This is a genomic window from Rhizobium sp. CIAT894, from assembly GCF_000172795.2.
Taxonomy (GTDB): domain Bacteria; phylum Pseudomonadota; class Alphaproteobacteria; order Rhizobiales; family Rhizobiaceae; genus Rhizobium.
In genome coordinates this window covers 1,058,854-1,073,339 of record NZ_CP020947.1, presented here as the reverse complement: position 1 = coordinate 1,073,339, position 14,486 = coordinate 1,058,854, and the positions used below count along the sequence as shown (strand labels likewise).

18 protein-coding genes, 1 tRNA gene and 1 pseudogene are annotated in these 14,486 nt (G+C 62.1%); 9 read left to right on the top strand and 11 right to left on the bottom strand.

Annotated elements, in window-relative coordinates; all coding sequences use genetic code 11:
- Positions 1–442 precede the first annotated feature (442 nt).
- Positions 443–846: pseudogene (locus tag RHEC894_RS05285) on the top strand (phosphotransferase); the annotation flags it as partial.
- Positions 847–985: 139 nt separating this feature from the next.
- On the opposite strand, the gene RHEC894_RS05280 reads toward RHEC894_RS05285, so the two are convergent.
- The 8 genes from RHEC894_RS05280 to RHEC894_RS05245 all read right to left on the bottom strand — a co-directional run bounded on the left by RHEC894_RS05280 (position 986) and on the right by RHEC894_RS05245 (position 4,388).
- Positions 986–1,813, bottom strand: coding sequence for a DUF3800 domain-containing protein (locus tag RHEC894_RS05280; RefSeq protein WP_085736516.1), 828 nt, complete (start codon positions 1,811–1,813; stop codon positions 986–988).
- Between the two features lie 65 nt (positions 1,814–1,878).
- Positions 1,879–2,472, bottom strand: coding sequence for a hypothetical protein (locus RHEC894_RS05275; protein WP_085736515.1), 594 nt, complete (start codon positions 2,470–2,472; stop codon positions 1,879–1,881).
- Positions 2,473–2,485: 13 nt separating this feature from the next.
- A complete protein-coding gene (locus RHEC894_RS05270; RefSeq protein ID WP_085736514.1) occupies positions 2,486–2,713 on the bottom strand; it encodes a helix-turn-helix transcriptional regulator in 228 nt (75 codons plus the stop codon).
- Positions 2,710–3,006: a GcrA family cell cycle regulator gene (locus tag RHEC894_RS05265; protein ID WP_010066828.1), complete on the bottom strand. Its 297-nt coding sequence runs from the start codon at positions 3,004–3,006 to the stop codon at positions 2,710–2,712. The genes RHEC894_RS05270 and RHEC894_RS05265 overlap by 4 nt, the downstream gene beginning before the upstream one ends.
- Complete coding sequence (locus RHEC894_RS05260; protein ID WP_085736513.1) at positions 3,003–3,398, bottom strand: hypothetical protein; 396 nt, start codon at positions 3,396–3,398, stop codon at positions 3,003–3,005. The genes RHEC894_RS05265 and RHEC894_RS05260 overlap by 4 nt, the downstream gene beginning before the upstream one ends.
- The gene (locus RHEC894_RS05255) at positions 3,364–3,744 is read right to left on the bottom strand and encodes a hypothetical protein (RefSeq protein WP_010066830.1); all 381 of its coding nucleotides are present in this window, start codon (positions 3,742–3,744) and stop codon (positions 3,364–3,366) included. Before RHEC894_RS05255 ends, RHEC894_RS05260 begins: the two co-directional genes overlap by 35 nt.
- 26 nt (positions 3,745–3,770) lie before the next feature.
- Positions 3,771–4,046 carry an RNA polymerase subunit sigma-70 gene (locus RHEC894_RS05250; RefSeq protein WP_085736512.1) on the bottom strand — a complete coding sequence of 92 codons (276 nt, stop codon included), beginning with the start codon at positions 4,044–4,046 and terminating at the stop codon, positions 3,771–3,773.
- Between the two features lie 129 nt (positions 4,047–4,175).
- Positions 4,176–4,388 carry a hypothetical protein gene (locus tag RHEC894_RS05245; protein ID WP_206427914.1) on the bottom strand — a complete coding sequence of 71 codons (213 nt, stop codon included), beginning with the start codon at positions 4,386–4,388 and terminating at the stop codon, positions 4,176–4,178.
- 98 nt (positions 4,389–4,486) lie between these two features.
- Here RHEC894_RS05245 and RHEC894_RS05240 point away from each other — a divergent pair, with 98 nt between their 5' ends.
- The 3 genes from RHEC894_RS05240 (at position 4,487) to RHEC894_RS05230 (ending at position 6,435) form a co-directional block, all read left to right on the top strand.
- Complete coding sequence (locus tag RHEC894_RS05240) at positions 4,487–5,134, top strand: S24 family peptidase (RefSeq protein WP_085736511.1); 648 nt, start codon at positions 4,487–4,489, stop codon at positions 5,132–5,134.
- Positions 5,135–5,932: 798 nt separating this feature from the next.
- Positions 5,933–6,196, top strand: a complete 264-nt coding sequence (locus RHEC894_RS05235; RefSeq protein ID WP_010068419.1) for a hypothetical protein — start codon at positions 5,933–5,935, stop codon at positions 6,194–6,196.
- Positions 6,197–6,207: 11 nt separating this feature from the next.
- On the top strand, positions 6,208–6,435 hold the full coding sequence (locus RHEC894_RS05230; protein ID WP_010068418.1) for a hypothetical protein: 228 nt from the start codon (positions 6,208–6,210) through the stop codon (positions 6,433–6,435).
- A 26-nt stretch (positions 6,436–6,461) separates the two neighbouring features.
- On the opposite strand, the gene RHEC894_RS05225 is transcribed toward RHEC894_RS05230, so the two are convergent.
- Positions 6,462–6,701 carry a DUF982 domain-containing protein gene (locus RHEC894_RS05225; protein ID WP_010068417.1) on the bottom strand — a complete coding sequence of 80 codons (240 nt, stop codon included), beginning with the start codon at positions 6,699–6,701 and terminating at the stop codon, positions 6,462–6,464.
- Between the two features lie 241 nt (positions 6,702–6,942).
- Here RHEC894_RS05225 and RHEC894_RS05220 point away from each other — a divergent pair, with 241 nt between their 5' ends.
- Positions 6,943–8,037 carry a GSU2403 family nucleotidyltransferase fold protein gene (locus tag RHEC894_RS05220; RefSeq protein WP_245339499.1) on the top strand — a complete coding sequence of 365 codons (1,095 nt, stop codon included), beginning with the start codon at positions 6,943–6,945 and terminating at the stop codon, positions 8,035–8,037.
- A 96-nt stretch (positions 8,038–8,133) separates the two neighbouring features.
- Here the strand turns inward: RHEC894_RS05220 and RHEC894_RS05215 are convergent.
- Positions 8,134–8,210 (bottom strand) — tRNA-Pro (locus RHEC894_RS05215).
- A 262-nt stretch (positions 8,211–8,472) separates the two neighbouring features.
- Between RHEC894_RS05215 and RHEC894_RS05210 the strand changes: the two genes are divergently transcribed.
- Together RHEC894_RS05210 and RHEC894_RS05205 are read left to right on the top strand one after the other, a co-directional pair.
- On the top strand, positions 8,473–8,880 hold the full coding sequence (locus RHEC894_RS05210; protein ID WP_085736509.1) for a hypothetical protein: 408 nt from the start codon (positions 8,473–8,475) through the stop codon (positions 8,878–8,880).
- A 459-nt stretch (positions 8,881–9,339) separates the two neighbouring features.
- Positions 9,340–10,533 (top strand): TCR/Tet family MFS transporter, encoded by a 1,194-nt coding sequence (locus RHEC894_RS05205; RefSeq protein ID WP_010069681.1) that lies wholly within the window; start codon positions 9,340–9,342, stop codon positions 10,531–10,533.
- A 468-nt stretch (positions 10,534–11,001) separates the two neighbouring features.
- On the opposite strand, the gene RHEC894_RS05200 is transcribed toward RHEC894_RS05205, so the two are convergent.
- Positions 11,002–11,940, bottom strand: coding sequence for a LysR substrate-binding domain-containing protein (locus RHEC894_RS05200; protein ID WP_010069682.1), 939 nt, complete (start codon positions 11,938–11,940; stop codon positions 11,002–11,004).
- Positions 11,941–12,177: 237 nt separating this feature from the next.
- On the opposite strand from RHEC894_RS05200, the gene RHEC894_RS05195 reads away from it, so the two are divergent.
- Together RHEC894_RS05195 and RHEC894_RS05190 are read left to right on the top strand one after the other, a co-directional pair.
- A complete protein-coding gene (locus RHEC894_RS05195) occupies positions 12,178–13,305 on the top strand; it encodes an alcohol dehydrogenase family protein (protein ID WP_085736508.1) in 1,128 nt (375 codons plus the stop codon).
- Between the two features lie 27 nt (positions 13,306–13,332).
- A complete protein-coding gene (locus RHEC894_RS05190; protein WP_085736507.1) occupies positions 13,333–14,448 on the top strand; it encodes a mandelate racemase/muconate lactonizing enzyme family protein in 1,116 nt (371 codons plus the stop codon).
- Positions 14,449–14,486: the final 38 nt, after the last annotated feature.

The following is a 14,486-nucleotide window of genomic DNA, read 5'->3' as shown; positions in this document are numbered from 1 at the left end:
GCCAAAACCAGCGCGTCGCATTCTTTCAGCGGCACTCGCGCCCCCTCCGTCATCCCCAGGCCTTGAGTTCCGGCTGTCCGGTTGGCGCCGGCGGCCAAGCCCCCTCCCCAACCCCTCCCCACAAGGGAAGCTGCGGTCCCCGGCGGCGACTAAAAGAAGAGGCCTTGCCGGTGTTGCCGTTCCACGGATTGGTGCGTTGGAGGTTATCTGCAGCGGTGCCACACGTTAGTCCCTCCCCCTTGTCGGGAGGGGTTGGGGAGGGGTTTCGGGTTCACACCTTGCGAGCGTCTGCAAACAAGCACTGGCAACCCGGACGGCCGCCAGCGCCGCCTTTACTCCCCGTAATCTAGGAAATGCCCTTCTCGCCAAGCCCTGGAACAACGCCCATGCTCGACTTTATCCGCTCTATTCAACTCCTCAGGTCGAGGCGGTCGAACGGTTCATCACTCCGCATTATCCCCTGGCAGGCCGGTCTCTTGCCGATTGCTTCAACGCGGCCTGAACGACGTTTATCTAGCCGTTGGCGGAGACAGCGAGCGCTATGTCTTCCGCCTCTCGCATCAGCGCGCGCGTGGTCCAGCCGACGTCAAAAACGAAACGGCTTTTCTCACCCATCTCCGGCAAACGGGCGTTCCTGTCGCCGCGCCGATCCCGACACGCGATGGCGCCTTGTTCCTTCAGGGACGTGCGCCGGAGGGCATGCTCTTGCGGGCGATCGATGGCCGCAGCCGCAGGCAATGGATGGCCGGCGATGCCCTGGCGAACGGGAAGACCCTTGCTCTGATGCACAATGCAGCCAAGGCATTCTCGCCGGACGGAGCGCTCTATCGGCTTGACCTCGAACATACAAAATCACTGTCATCCGACATCGCTTCGAAGACACGCCACCCAGACACCCTTCTGGCTCCACCGGCTGAAGCGACAAAACACCTAGAGCTTGAAGTAGATGAAAGAGATGTTGAGTTCGAAGGAAGCATGAGGAAAATCATTCTCCATAAACCATCACCAATGGACCGAATGGATACGAAGGACGAAGACTAGGAAAATATTCGGCCTCACCTTTTGGAAAAACACACATCCAAGGTTTCAATTTATTGTAGTACTGATCCGAATTCCTTTGGCCCCGAAGGTGCCCCCTTATGAAAAAGGCGCACATATCAGCAACTTGCAGTGCGGGGGATTCGCCCTTAGCGGCGAAAAGAACGCCGTTTTGTATGTGACGGAAGGGGAAAATATCGGTCCCCATTTCGTTATCTGCCCACTTCCTCGGATCACGGAATGAATTATGTGCCTCCTTAATTAACTTTCTGGTGTGGTCGTTATCCTCGGCGATTATTTGAGCTATCTCATCTTGATAAACCGAGCGCATCAGGGATTCAGCCACCATCTCACATGCTGAGAACGCAATTGCCGTAATAGCTAGATCAACGTCGCCAGCCTTGAGTTCTGGATGCTCTTCTACAAAACTTGAACGCTCAATGAACTGCATCACTATTGGCAGCTTAAAGTGTCTAGGAATGTCTGTAAGCGCATCAATAATTGGCTTTTTCTTTTCCCAAGTCCAAACACTCTTGTCTTTGAAATATTTCCCGTTGTTCCATAAGTCAGTCATATGGAATACGCCAAAACTGTTATGGTCTTCTTTGGGGATAAATTCTTCAACTAGAGAATGTATGTGAGTCTGAAGGGGGATAAGAACGTCATCTGCGTGGACAACAGGCCCTGCCACGACAGCGTGAGTGTCATTAGCCGAAGTCCCTGCCTCGTCCAGGTAGATTTGCCTCACAAGCCGACGATTCCAGCCAAAACTCATTCATAGCACCTCCATCTTGGGTACACAAAGTATAATATTAGGATCAAACACCTAGGTGGCCCCAATCACCCACCCCTCGCCGCGCGCAGCGCAATCAACCCCCGCCGCAGCCACAGCAATTGCTGCGGCGGCATCTGGCGCAGGTGTTCGTAGTCCATCACCGTGACGTTATAGACCGTGCTCCTGACCTGCGGGCCGTCCTGGCAGCGCAGCAGGATGGCCTGCAGGGCCATCATGCGGTTGCTGGCCTTGCGGGCGCGGTCGGCGAGGCTTTCGGTGACTTCGCCTTCGTGGCCTTTGACGGCGAACAGCGATTGCGCCCTGGGGCTCGGGGCCGGGATGCCCGTGGTCTTGTGGTAGCGGGCCATCGCCTCGGCATAGTCGTCGCCGGCCTGGCGCTGCTCGGCGGTGATCAGGCCGTCGAGGAACATGCGCCCCAGCGTATAACCGGCGAACGGGCTTTTGACCGTCTCGTCGCTCACCGTCCGGCCGAAGCCGTGGATGCGGCGGCGGGCTGATAGCGCGACGCTGATATTGTCCTTCTCGGTTTCGAACGGCTTGATCTTGCCGCAGGGAAACCGCTCGACATTTTCCTTGCGCGGCCGGCCGGCGCCCTTGTTTGCCCGTTGTGTCTTAACCTTGGCTGCTTTGCCACCCATGCTGATTGTCCTTCTATCGAATGATGCCGTTGCGCAAAGCGGCGGCGACGAGCGCGGTATCCTTGAAAACGCCGAGGCTCGCCTTGGCGTTGGCGATGTGCGTGTTCACCGTGACCGGCGATATGCCGAGAATGGTGCCGATCTCGGCGGCGGTCTTTCCCGCCGCCATCCAGCCGATGATTTCGGTTTCGCGCGGGGTGACGTTGTTCTTGATGGGCCGACTCTTGATGGCGGGGCTCATGACGCCGGCCCATCGATGCAGGGCACGCGCGGCATCGTCACATGCGCACCCGACAGCGTCACCCGCGTGACCCGGTCGGGATGGCGGATCGGCGCTTTCGCCTCACGCGTCTCGGGCGGCGCATGCCTGGCATCCTGCCTGGCGGGAAACCTGTCGCGGTTGCGGCGCGCCATGTTGATGACGGTGTTCTTCTTCGATCCGAACAGGTTGGCGATCTCTCGTGCCGAGAGCCCCTCCTGCCAGAGCGTCTGCGCCTTGACGATCTTGTCTTCCGTCCAGAATAGGCCTCTCACCTCAATGCCTCCTCGTGCCGTGCGGCTTTTGCAATAATCGGGTTGTCGGGAAACATCTTCGCCAGTTCCCGCCGGGCGTTGCGGCTGCCGTTCGCCGCGTCGCGCAGCAGCTGCATCTTGTAGGCCGCGACTTTCGGCTGCGGCGTCTCGGGCGGCCGCTCGGGGCGCTGGCGGCTTTGCACTTCGATTACCGCCTGCTGACGGCGGCACTGCTCGGCAAAACTGGCGCAGCTCGGGGCAAAGGCGCGGTTATGGTTCTTGACCTTTCCGGAGATGAAGAGTTTGGCGGCCTGCCAGACCGCCTCCAGCGGGATGCCGTCGATGGCCAGCAGATAGGCGCGGATCTGCATGTCGGGATCAGTGCCTGATGATGCCGGGAAACCCGAAAGCATCCCCGCTATGATCTTCACCGGAGAGGAAATCTCTTGCGGCATCGACTGTCGTCCTTCTGGTGCTGCTGTTGATCGACTGGGCCTCCCGCGCCTTCTCCTTGAGGTACCAGTCGCATTTGATCGCCTGCCAGCCGCGGAAGATCTGCATTTCGGCAGCACCGGCCGGATCGCCGGTCAGCAGATATTCCCTGGCTTGGATCCGGGCTGCGTAAGCCGTCAGCGGCCGCCTCAGCGTGCGCTTGCGATGTTCGATGACGGCCGCCGCCAGCTCCTCCCCCAGCACCGGGCTGAGGATGTCCATGATGTCGCGGTCCCCGGTTTCCCTGGCCTTTGTTTGCTTCGCCATGCGTTTTCCTTTTCTGGGGGCCGGCCTCAAACCCGCCGCCGCCCGCGGGCAAAATTGATCGGCATGCCCGGCTGGAGCGGGCGGCGGGGAAACCGGCGAGGCTCCGCGCCGGCATGGACCTGCCCCGCGGTGTCGCCCTTCTCGGCGCTTCGCAGCCGATGGATCTCGCTTTCCACCGACGGCACCGACATTCCGAGGATGGCCGAGATTTCGATATAGTCCCGGCCGGTGCGGAAGAGCTCGAGCGCGCTCATGCGGGCGTCTTCGCGCTGCGCTGGGGCTGTTTTGGCAGGGATGCTCATCGTTTCATCCTTCTTTTCGATTTCGAGCGCGGCTCGTTATTCCCGCGCACACGGGTTGGGCCACAGAAGCAGGGGATTAAGAGGCCGGCGTCGCCGAGGGAGGGCAGCGACGCCGGCCGCCGATCGCCGTCAGGGAGGGGTGACGCCGTCGGGATCGGTGATGGCAGAGGCGCCGGGCAAGATCTCCAGCATCTCTTTGGGGCTTGTCGGCCGGTCGCAGGCCTCGCAGTGGCGCTCGATCACCTCGGCGATCGACAGCGCCTTGGCGCAGATCGGGCAGCCGCTGTAGCGGGCGCCGCAGCGCCGGATCTCGCGGGAAAGGCTGGCCCGGCTATGGATGATTTCGTTCTGTGTCATGGGCATTAGGGTACAATTAATACCCGATCTGTCAAGCGCAATAGGGCATTACATATACCTTTTTTTAGGGTATAATTTATATCATGTTGAAAGATCAGGAACAATTTGAGCGCGAAGAACGCGCAAAGCGGCTGGTCATGGCCAGGAAGAACGCCGGCTTTGCCGGGCCGAAGGCGATCGTCGATCGGCTCGGCTGGAACGTCAATGTCTACAAGGCGCATGAATCCGGCCGCAACGGCTTCGGCATCGCCGATGCGAAGAAGTATGCCCGCGCCTTCAAGGTCAATCCCAACTGGCTGCAGTTCGGAACCGGCAATGCGCTCGATCCGGATGAACTGCCGGTCTCCGTCGCCGACGTGCCGAAGATCTCCTGGGTCAGCGCCGGCCAGCTGAGCGAGCAGGCGCCGATCACCGACTTTTCGGAATTCCCGACGGTGGCCGCACTCGATCTTCCCGATGGCGAATGGATCGCGCTCGAGGTCGAAGGCAATTCTATGAACAAGATCTCGCCGCCGGGTTCGATCATCTTCGTCAACCTGCGCGACAAGCGCCTGGCGCCGAACGCGCTCTATGTCGTCGCCGACGAAACCGGGGCCGCCACCTACAAGCGCTACCGCCCGAACGACGACCCGCCCTTCCAGCCCGCCTCCTACGAGGATGTGCCGCCGCCGCAATTCCAGGGCGCCGTCACCATCGTCGGCCGCGTCCGCCGATCGATCATCGAGATGTAGGACTCGGAAAAACGCTGCAATAAACCTTATTTGTCAAGGAAATCAAGATAATCCGCCCCTCGTCGCGCGCCGGCAGAATTTGGTTTTATATCGTCACATCAGCGGTGCTTCTCCTGGCCTTCAGCGCCGCGCGCGAAATGTACGGCCTGTAGGATCCCGCTCCGATCTCCCGATCCGGCGATCGGGATCACTCAGGGTCATCGGGGCACCCTCCTTTGAAACGAGACATTGCGAAACTCCGGACACCACCCGTCTTGCCGAGGGAAATATCCTTCGGCAGCCCTCACCCACGAATCGAAAATTCGGCGGTCCCAAGGCCTGGGCCTGATCACCGCGGCGGCGATTCCGATCTCGTTGCGCCCTACCGTTTTTCTCGCAGCATCAGACTCCAAGATAGGCTTGTTTTCTATCTCTCTATCTTCGCTCCTGAAGGCTGGTGAGGGAGGGTTCCGGCCAAAGCTTCCCCCTACCCCATGAGCAAAGCCCATGAAGCCGGGAGAGCATTGGCCAGGGTCCTGAAGGCCGGAGCCGGGATGGGACACGTGCCAGAGGGGCCGTTCGCTTCGCCCTCGTCCTGATTTTCTGACAGCGCACTTAAGGACTTTCGCTTCCCGCGCCGCTGGGCTTCGTCAGCTCGGGAGTTGCACCCGGTCGCCCAATCACTGCATCCAGACATACGCCTATGATTCGTACCTCGTCAATCATTGAGGTATTTTTTATACCTTTTCCGATTGACGCGATTGGGTATTATATATACCTTTCACTCTCAAGCCGACCCGGCAGGCAGAGGACAGGGCGATGCAGCACATCCGCAATATCGAGACCGAGGAGAGCAAGCGCGACGTCCGCTGGAACGGCGTGCTGGGGATGAGCGACTGCAGCGCCTATATGGCGATCGAGGCCCAGCGCATGGGCGCCCTCGGCTTCGCCTTCCTGCGCCGTCCCGAACACGCGGTCCGCGGCCCCTCTTGGCTGCGCGGCGCCCGCGCCTCCGTCGAGGAGCATTACCGCTATGCCCGTGAGATTATGGGCATGACCGATCACGATCAGCTTTACGCCTGAGGGGAGCGGAGATGTCTGCCGATTGCATCGTCAAGGCCTTTTCCGGCTGCGCCTGCCCGCCGGGTGATTGCGCGGAAAAGCCCCTCACCGCGGCGCCGGTAAGCTTCATCTCCTGGCGCAAGCAGGCCATCACCTGCCTCGCCTTCGGCTTCCTCGCCGCGGTCGTCACCGCCGCCTGGATGGAGACGCGGTTCAAGAGCGAGGACCTCGCCAATCAGGAGCAGGCATCTTGGAAGTAAGCCCAAGCTTAGCCCAGCACGACCGATCAGGAACTATATTTGATATCGCTCGCCTTGGCCGCGGTAATGAAGGCCCGGCGCACCTGCTCGGGCTCGGCGGCATCGTTGAAGACGTCAAGCACAAGCCGCTCGGCAACCTTGGCCGCCGGCGTCTGGTCGGGCCAGTCGTTCAGCAAAGCGTTGCCGGCCTGGACGACATTATAGACCGTCCTGACCTTGCCATTGATGGTGATCTTCACCGGTTTGAAGCTTCGTCGCCTGCTCATGGCGCAGTATCTCACACCGAACGCGACTCAACGAATCACTTTGGGACTCGTTCCGGTTGATTCGAAAGCGCGGCGCATAAAGCTGGTTCGGGAAGCGCCGAAGCCATCGCGTTGCGGTGCAATCGCGTGTCGTTATAACTTTTCTGCGAGAAAGTTATAACCACGGAGAAGGCCGGGCTTTCCGCCGATGGAAATCGGGGTTATAATCTTTTTGCAGGAAAGTTATAACGCGAGAGAATCCATGCCCGTCCGCGAGATCGACCTGATGTACCAGACCATGCTGGCCGAGCTCGGTCAGCGTTCGCTGGATGGAAGCTTCGTCGCCGAGTTTCCGCTGGAGGGTCGGTTCGTCTCCGTCCCGGTGAAGGGCAAGGAATACTGGTATTTCGACCTTCCCGGCCAAGACGGCGTCAAACGCTCCTATGTCGGGCCGAAGAGCGACGAGGAGGTGACGAAAAGGGTCGGCGAATTCGGCGCGATCAAGGACGATCTCAGAAACCGGCGGCGCATGGTGGCCACTCTGACAAGAGAAGGCGGCATGAACGCGCCGCCCAGGTTTACCGGCGACGTCATCGAGGCGCTGGCCAATGCAGGACTGTTCCGCCTGCGCGCGGTTCTCGTCGGCACCGTGGCCTTCCACACCTATTCCGGCGTGCTCGGCGTTCGGCTGCCGACCGCGCTGATGCAGACGGGCGATGCCGGCTTCGCCCAGTTTCATTCGATCTCGACGGCGGTCGGCGACAGCATTCCGCCCATTCGAGAGGTTCTCGAAAAGCTGGATCCGACCTTCCGGGAGGTGCCGCATCTCAACCATCCGACACGCTCGACCCAGTTCGTGAATTCGAGGAATTACAAGGTCGAGTTCCTGACGCCGAATACCGGCAGCGACGACAACCAGAACAAGCCCGCCGATATGCCGGCGCTTGGGGGAATTTCCGCAGAGCCTCTTCGGTTTCTCGATTACCTCATCTACAACCCGATCAGGACCGTGCTCCTTCACAAGAGCGGCGTTACGGTCAACGTTCCCGCTCCGGAGCGTTACGCCGTCCACAAGCTGATCGTCGCCTCGCGCAGACAGAACGACGACAACGGCGCGCTCAAACGTGAAAAGGACGTGCAGCAGGCATCCCATCTCTTCGAAGCGATGGGCGCCACCCGCCGCCATTCCGATCTTGCGCTCGCCTATTGCGAGGCGTGGGAACGCGGCCAGTCGTGGCGTGAGGCCATCGCGCGCGGACTGTCATTGATGCGGCCGGCTCGCCGTGAACAGCTGATGTCCACCCTTGCCGAAGGCATGGCGGAAGTCGGCGAAGACCCCGTGCGTTACGGCGTTTAGGCAAACCGTGACGGATCCGAGGTCGGGGAACATACTGTGAATTTTTTTGCTGACATCAGCAGACATGAAAAACCCCGCCGAAGCGGGGTTTCTAGCTGGTCGGAGTGGAGTGATTCGAACACTCGACCCCCACGTCCCGAACGTGGTGCGCTACCAGACTGCGCTACACTCCGTGACCAGCGGCGCCTCTATAGAACAGCCTATCCGGTTGCACAAGCACCAAATTCCAAAAAACCGGCGGAATTTTTGACGGGTTGATGACAGAACCGGCGATGCGCTGCTGCAGCAAAAAGACACACCCGGAGCAAATCGTCGGGAAGTGCTACAGGGGCAATTTTCTTTTGCCGGGTTCCGCGCTAAAGGGCTCGACGGGACAGGCGAAGCCGCGGCAAAAGCGGCGTCGCAGCCAATGCGCTAGAGATCAGGGACGACACGATGAAATTCCGCACGATGACCGCGGCCGGGCTTGCAATTGGGCTTGCCGGATGCACGACCATTCCTTCCGCCGGCAATCCGATCGAGGCCCGCTGGGTCGGCAAATCGGCCGGCATCTTCTTTGCCGCCTACGGGCCGCCGATCAGCGATAGCGAGCAAGGCGCCACCACCGTCTATACCTGGCGCGGCGGCTACAAGACCGTGCGCATTCCGGCAAAATATGCCGAAGGCGCCGACGGCAAGCGCGGCAAGCAGATTTCCGCCGCCCGCACCGCCTATCTGCGCTGCCAGGCCGAAATCACCACCAGCTCCGATTACACGATCCGCGACATCCGCACCGTCGCCGACATTCCCGGCGTGGACGGCCCGTCCTATTGCGCCGAGTTCCTGGCGCCCGAACAGAAATAACGGCCGGTTTGTCCGAGATGCAAAGACAGGCGGCCGATGTGCCGCCTGTTTTGTTTTGGTCAGCCCTTTGCTCCCGGAAGGAGGTTGCATAAGGCTGCCTCCCCGCCCTTCCCAAAAGAGACTTGCCGCCCCCGGCCATCCGGCGTATGAATTGCCCGTCGCGAAAAGCGGCTGCCTCCCTTGATCCGCTCAGTGGCGGAGTAAACAGGTGGACGAATGGTCGTCCAGGCGGTCGAGTACACGCCATCCATGCGCTTCAGCCATGGTTCGGCCAGCACCTCCCAGAAACCAAAGTCCTGACAGTGTCAGGCGTCATCGTGAGCCATCGGCGTGCCGAGCCATTCTCCTGGTGTTTCCGGGAGATGGCGCGGTCACAGAGGCTGGAATCGTTTCTCGCTTTGATGAAGGCGGGAACCGTTCCGCCGGGCGCTGCAGGCTTGCGTCGACCCGGAACGCACCATGACCAGATCCCTTATCGTCATCTTCACCGCCATCATTCTCGATGCCGTCGGCATCGGCCTGATTTTCCCGATCCTGCCATCGCTGCTGCGCGATGTCACCCATGCCGAAAACGTCGCCCCCTCCATCGGCGCGCTGACCGCTCTTTACGCGGTCATGCAGTTCCTCTTCGCACCGGTGCTCGGGGCGCTGAGCGACCGGCTCGGCCGCCGGCCGGTGCTGCTGATTTCGCTCGCCGGCGCCGCCGTCAACTATCTCTTCCTCGCCTTCGCGCCCAATCTCGCGACGCTGTTTCTCGGCCGCGCCATCGCCGGGCTGACCAGTGCCAACATGTCGGTGGCGACTGCCTATATCACCGACATTTCCCCGGAGGAGACGCGCGCCCGCCGCTTCGGCCTGTTCAACGCCATGTTCGGGCTCGGCTTCATCGTCGGCCCGGTTCTCGGCGGCGTGCTCGGCGATCACTGGCTGCGGCTGCCCTTCATCGCGGCGGCCGTGCTCAACGGCGCCAACCTGCTGCTTGCCTTGTTCATTCTGCCGGAATCGCGCCCCGGCAGCCGCGAGAAGATCGATCTCGCGGCCCTCAACCCGCTCAGGCCGCTGCGCTCGGTGCTGGAGGTCAAAAGCCTGCTGCCCGTCATCCTCATCTTCTTCATCTTCAGTGCCACCGGCGAGGCCTACGGCACCTGCTGGGCGCTCTGGGGCAGCGACGCCTTCCACTGGGACGGGCTGTCGATCGGCCTGTCGCTCGGCGCCTTCGGTCTCTGCCAGGCTCTGGCCCAGGCCTTCCTGCCGGGGCCGGCGGTCAGGCTGCTCGGCGAACGCGGAGCCATCCTGACGGGCGTCGCCGGCGTCTCGATCGCGCTCACCGTCATGGCCTTTGCCGGCCAGGGCTGGATGATCTTCGCGATCATGCCGGTCTTCACCCTCGGCGGCATCGGCGTGCCGGCGCTGCAGTCGCTCGCCAGCCGGCAGGTCGATGAAAACAGCCAGGGCCAATTCCAGGGCGTGCTGGCCTCGGCCGTCAGCCTCGCGTCGATCATCGCGCCGCTTGGCTTCTCCAGCGTCTATTTCATCGTCCGGCAGCAATGGCCGGGCGCCATCTGGCTGTCGGTCGTCGCCGTCTATGCGCTCACCGTGCCGCTGGTTCTCGGCCTCAGGCTGAAGAGGCCGGTGGCGGCGCCGGCGGGATGAAACTGTTGCGCCGGTTGAGGCCACGGCCTCGAGGCTACGAGAACACGCAGCGCTTGTGGCCATGGGTCCTCGGGTCAAGCCCGAGGACGACGGAGGGTGGGGGAGCCTGTACGGCAAGGACCGCGAGTGCGTGGTGATTTGTCGGAATTGTCGCCTGTTATTTCACCCGATCCCAACGCAAGACTGCCCACGCATGTTGCTGGAATTCCTCCAGACGTCTCACCTCTTGCCCATCGCTACCCCCACACTCCGTCATACTCGGGCTTGACCCGAGTATCCATGCCGCAAGCGCTCCGCTTGAATTTGTTCGGCGATCGTCTGCCACTTCAACGGAAGCGAGGTGCCGAACCGCATGGGTCCTCGGGTCAAGCCCGAGGACGACGGAGGGTGGGGGAGCGTCAGTCGCAACAGCGACGTCGGTGGCGCGCTCAAGCCGCACATGCGAAGAAAGCGGCCATCAGGACGGTTTCAGGGAAGCTGGCGCATCAAAGGCATCGGCGCGCGTCTTTCCTCCTCGGCGAGCATCCTGATCCAGTCGCGCAGCGCCAGCGCAGCGGCAGGGAGATCGCGGGTGTTGTTCCAGGTGAGGTAATAGGCTCCCGGATCGGGAACGACGAGATCGGTGAAACGCACCAGATCCCCCTTTTCCACAAGCGGCCCGACCAGGCGGTGCCAGCCGACGACCAGGCCTTGGTCGGCCATCGCCGCCTGCAGCGCCACGCTGAACTTGCCGAAGCGTCTGCCGCTGACAGCGCGATAGGGTACGCCACCGCGCAACAGCACCTCTTCCCAGCCGGTCCAGCCGGGCTCGACCCACTCGACATTCAACAGCGGCAGGTCGGCAAGATCGGCGGCGGCGGCACCCGCGTGCCGTTCGGCGAAACCGGGGCTGCAGACCGGATAGAGACAATCGTCGAACAGCAATTCCGCCGTCTCGTCGATCCATTTGCCCGATCCGTAGCGGATGCGCAGCTCCAGCTCCGATCGGCGGAAAACCTTGAAGTTGTCGCCGATCAGGTGATCGACCGATATATCGGTGAAGCGCCGCCAGAAATCCGGCATGCGGGGAATGAGCCACATCGACCCGAACACTTCGCTGCAGGCAATCGTGACGTTGCGGGCGCTATCTCCCTGCCTGATCGAATTGACCACCTCGGACGCCCTGCTGAAACCGCTTGCCAGCGCCCGGTGCAGCTCCTCGGCCGGCGCGGTCAGCATCACCCCTTTGCCGGTGCGCACGAACAGGGCGACGCCGAGTTCCTGCTCGATCGACTTGATCTGCCGGCTGACGGCCCCCGTGGTGACGTTGAGTTCGGCCGCCGCCAGGGTGAAATTGCCGTGCCGGGCGGAGGCTTCGAAGGTGGCAAGGGCGGTCAGCGACGGCAGACCATAGAAACGACGGACCATTGCTCCTCTCCCCATCTCAGCGCCTGGGGGCGCGGGTTGATATTTCCGTCATGATAACGCATGCAGACCACCCCGTCTTGAGTTCAGCTCAACACATGGCGGATTTTTATGAGTCTTGTCTTCAAGGCCTGCCTGCCGCTTTCATAAGACCCATAGACAGCATGTCGCGAGGAAAAGACGCCCGTCCGGTGCCCGGCCGCGCGTTGGGCGACGCTATTTTCGAGGTCCCGAACAGGCATGAACATCGTGATATCAAGGTCGAAACAGGCCGTCCAAGGGCTGCCCGAGCGGATGAAGGGCGTTCTCCTCACCGGCCATGGCGGTTTCGAGAAACTCGAATATCGCGAGGACATTCCGCTTCCCCGGGCCAAAGCCGGCGAGGTGCTGATCCGCGTCGCCGCGGCCGGCATCAACAACACCGATATCAATACCCGCATCGGCTGGTACTCCAAGGCGGTGACAACAGGCACGGAAAGCGGCGGGGCGGCCGGTTTCCAGTCGGCACAGGACGCCGACGCCAGCTGGTCCGGCGTGCCACTCGCCTTTCCGCGCATCCAGGGGGCCGATTGCTGCGGGCGTATCGTCGATGTCGGGGAAGGTGTCGATCCCATCAGGATCGGCGAGCGAGTGCTGGTGCGCAACATGCTGCGCTCCCATGTCGATTATCGCCCCTTCGAATGCTGGACCTTCGGCTCGGAATGCGATGGCGGCTTTGCCCAATATGCGGTGGCGCCGGCGCGCGAGACATACAGGGTCGATTGCGATTGGAGCGATGTCGAGCTGGCGTCGCTGCCCTGCGCCTATTCCACCGCCGAAGGCATGCTGCACCGCGCAGCCGTCGGCGCCGGCGAACACGTCCTGATCGCCGGCGCTTCCGGCGGCGTCGGCTCGGCGGCGATCCAGCTGGCGAAGCGCCGCGGCGCCACCGTTACGGCGATCGCAAGTCCCGACAAGGCCGGGCAATTGCTGGCGATCGGTGCCGACACGGTGCTTGCGCGCGGCGAAAGCATCGTCGCCGGGCTCGGCCGGGAGACGGTCGACGTCGTCCTCGATGTGGCCGCCGGACCCTCCTTCGGCGCACTGCTCGACGTCTTGAAAAAGGGCGGGCGCTACGCCGTTGCCGGCGCCATTGCCGGGCCGATCGTCGAGCTCGACGTCAGAACGCTCTATCTCAAGGACCTGACCTTCTTCGGCTGCACCTTCCAGGAGGACGTCGTTTTCGAAAGCCTCGTCTCCTATGTCGAGCGCGGCGAATTCAGGCCGCTCGTCGGCAAGAGCTACCCCTTGAGCGAGATCGTCGAGGCGCAGCGGGATTTCCTGTCGAAGCGCATCGCCGGCAAGCTCGTCCTCGTCATCCCAGAATAGAAGTCATCCCAGAATAGAAGAGCCCAAATGAGCGAACTCAAAATCGAAGAAATCGATGTCTTCAAGGTCGATCTGCCCTACCGGGGCGGCGTCTACCGGCTGTCGGGCGGACGGGAATATAGAAGCTTCGACGCGACGATCGTCAGGATCACCACGCAGAACGGGCTGGAGGGCTGGGGCGAGAGCACGCCGTTCGGCTCGACCTATATCGCCTCGCACGCGCTCGGCGTGCGCGCAGGCATCGCCGAGATCGCGCCTGGTCTGATCGGGCTCGATCCCCGCCGCGTCGATCGCATCAACGACGCCATGGACCATGCGCTGGTCGGGCATCTCCATGCCAAGACGGCGCTCGACGTCGCCTGCTGGGATCTCTTCGGCAAATCGGTCGGCCTGCCCGTCTGCGAGCTGCTCGGCGGGCGCACCGATGTGAAAATGCCGGTCATTTCGTCGATTTATATGGGCGATCCGGACGATATGCGCCGGCGCGTGGCCGAGCATCGTCAGCTCGGTTACATCGCCCATTCGGTCAAGATCGGCGACGAGCCGGCCGTCGATGCCGCCCGGATTGCCGCCTCGCTCGCCGACAAGCGGCCCGGCGAATTCTTCATCGTCGATGCCAATGGCGGCATGACTGTGGAAACCGCGCTTCGCATGCTGCGGCTGTTGCCGGCCGGGCTCGATTTCGTGCTCGAAGCCCCCTGCGCCACCTGGCGTGAATGCCTGTCGCTGCGCCGGCGCACCGATGTGCCGATCATCTTCGACGAATTGGCGACGGATGATGCGGCGATTGCCCAGCTCATCAGTGACGACGCCGCCGAAGGCATCGGCCTGAAGATCTCCAAGAATGGCGGGCTGACCCGCGGCCGCCGGCATCGCGATATTTCGGTCGCCGCCGGCTACACCGTCAGCGTCCAGGAAACCACGGGCTCGGACATCGCCTTCGCGGCGATCGTCCATCTCGGCCAGACGGTGCCGGAAAAGAACCTGCGCTGCGTGCTCGAATGCCGCGACATCGTCGCGATCAAGACCGCCGACGGCGATTTTACCGTGCGCAACGGCCGCGTCACCGCACCCGCCGCCCCCGGCCTCGGCATTATCCCGCGCCTCGAAGTGCTCGGCGAGCCGGTGGCCAGCTACGTCTAAACAGGAAACGCGGCGCCCTGTCCTATCCGACGCCGCAA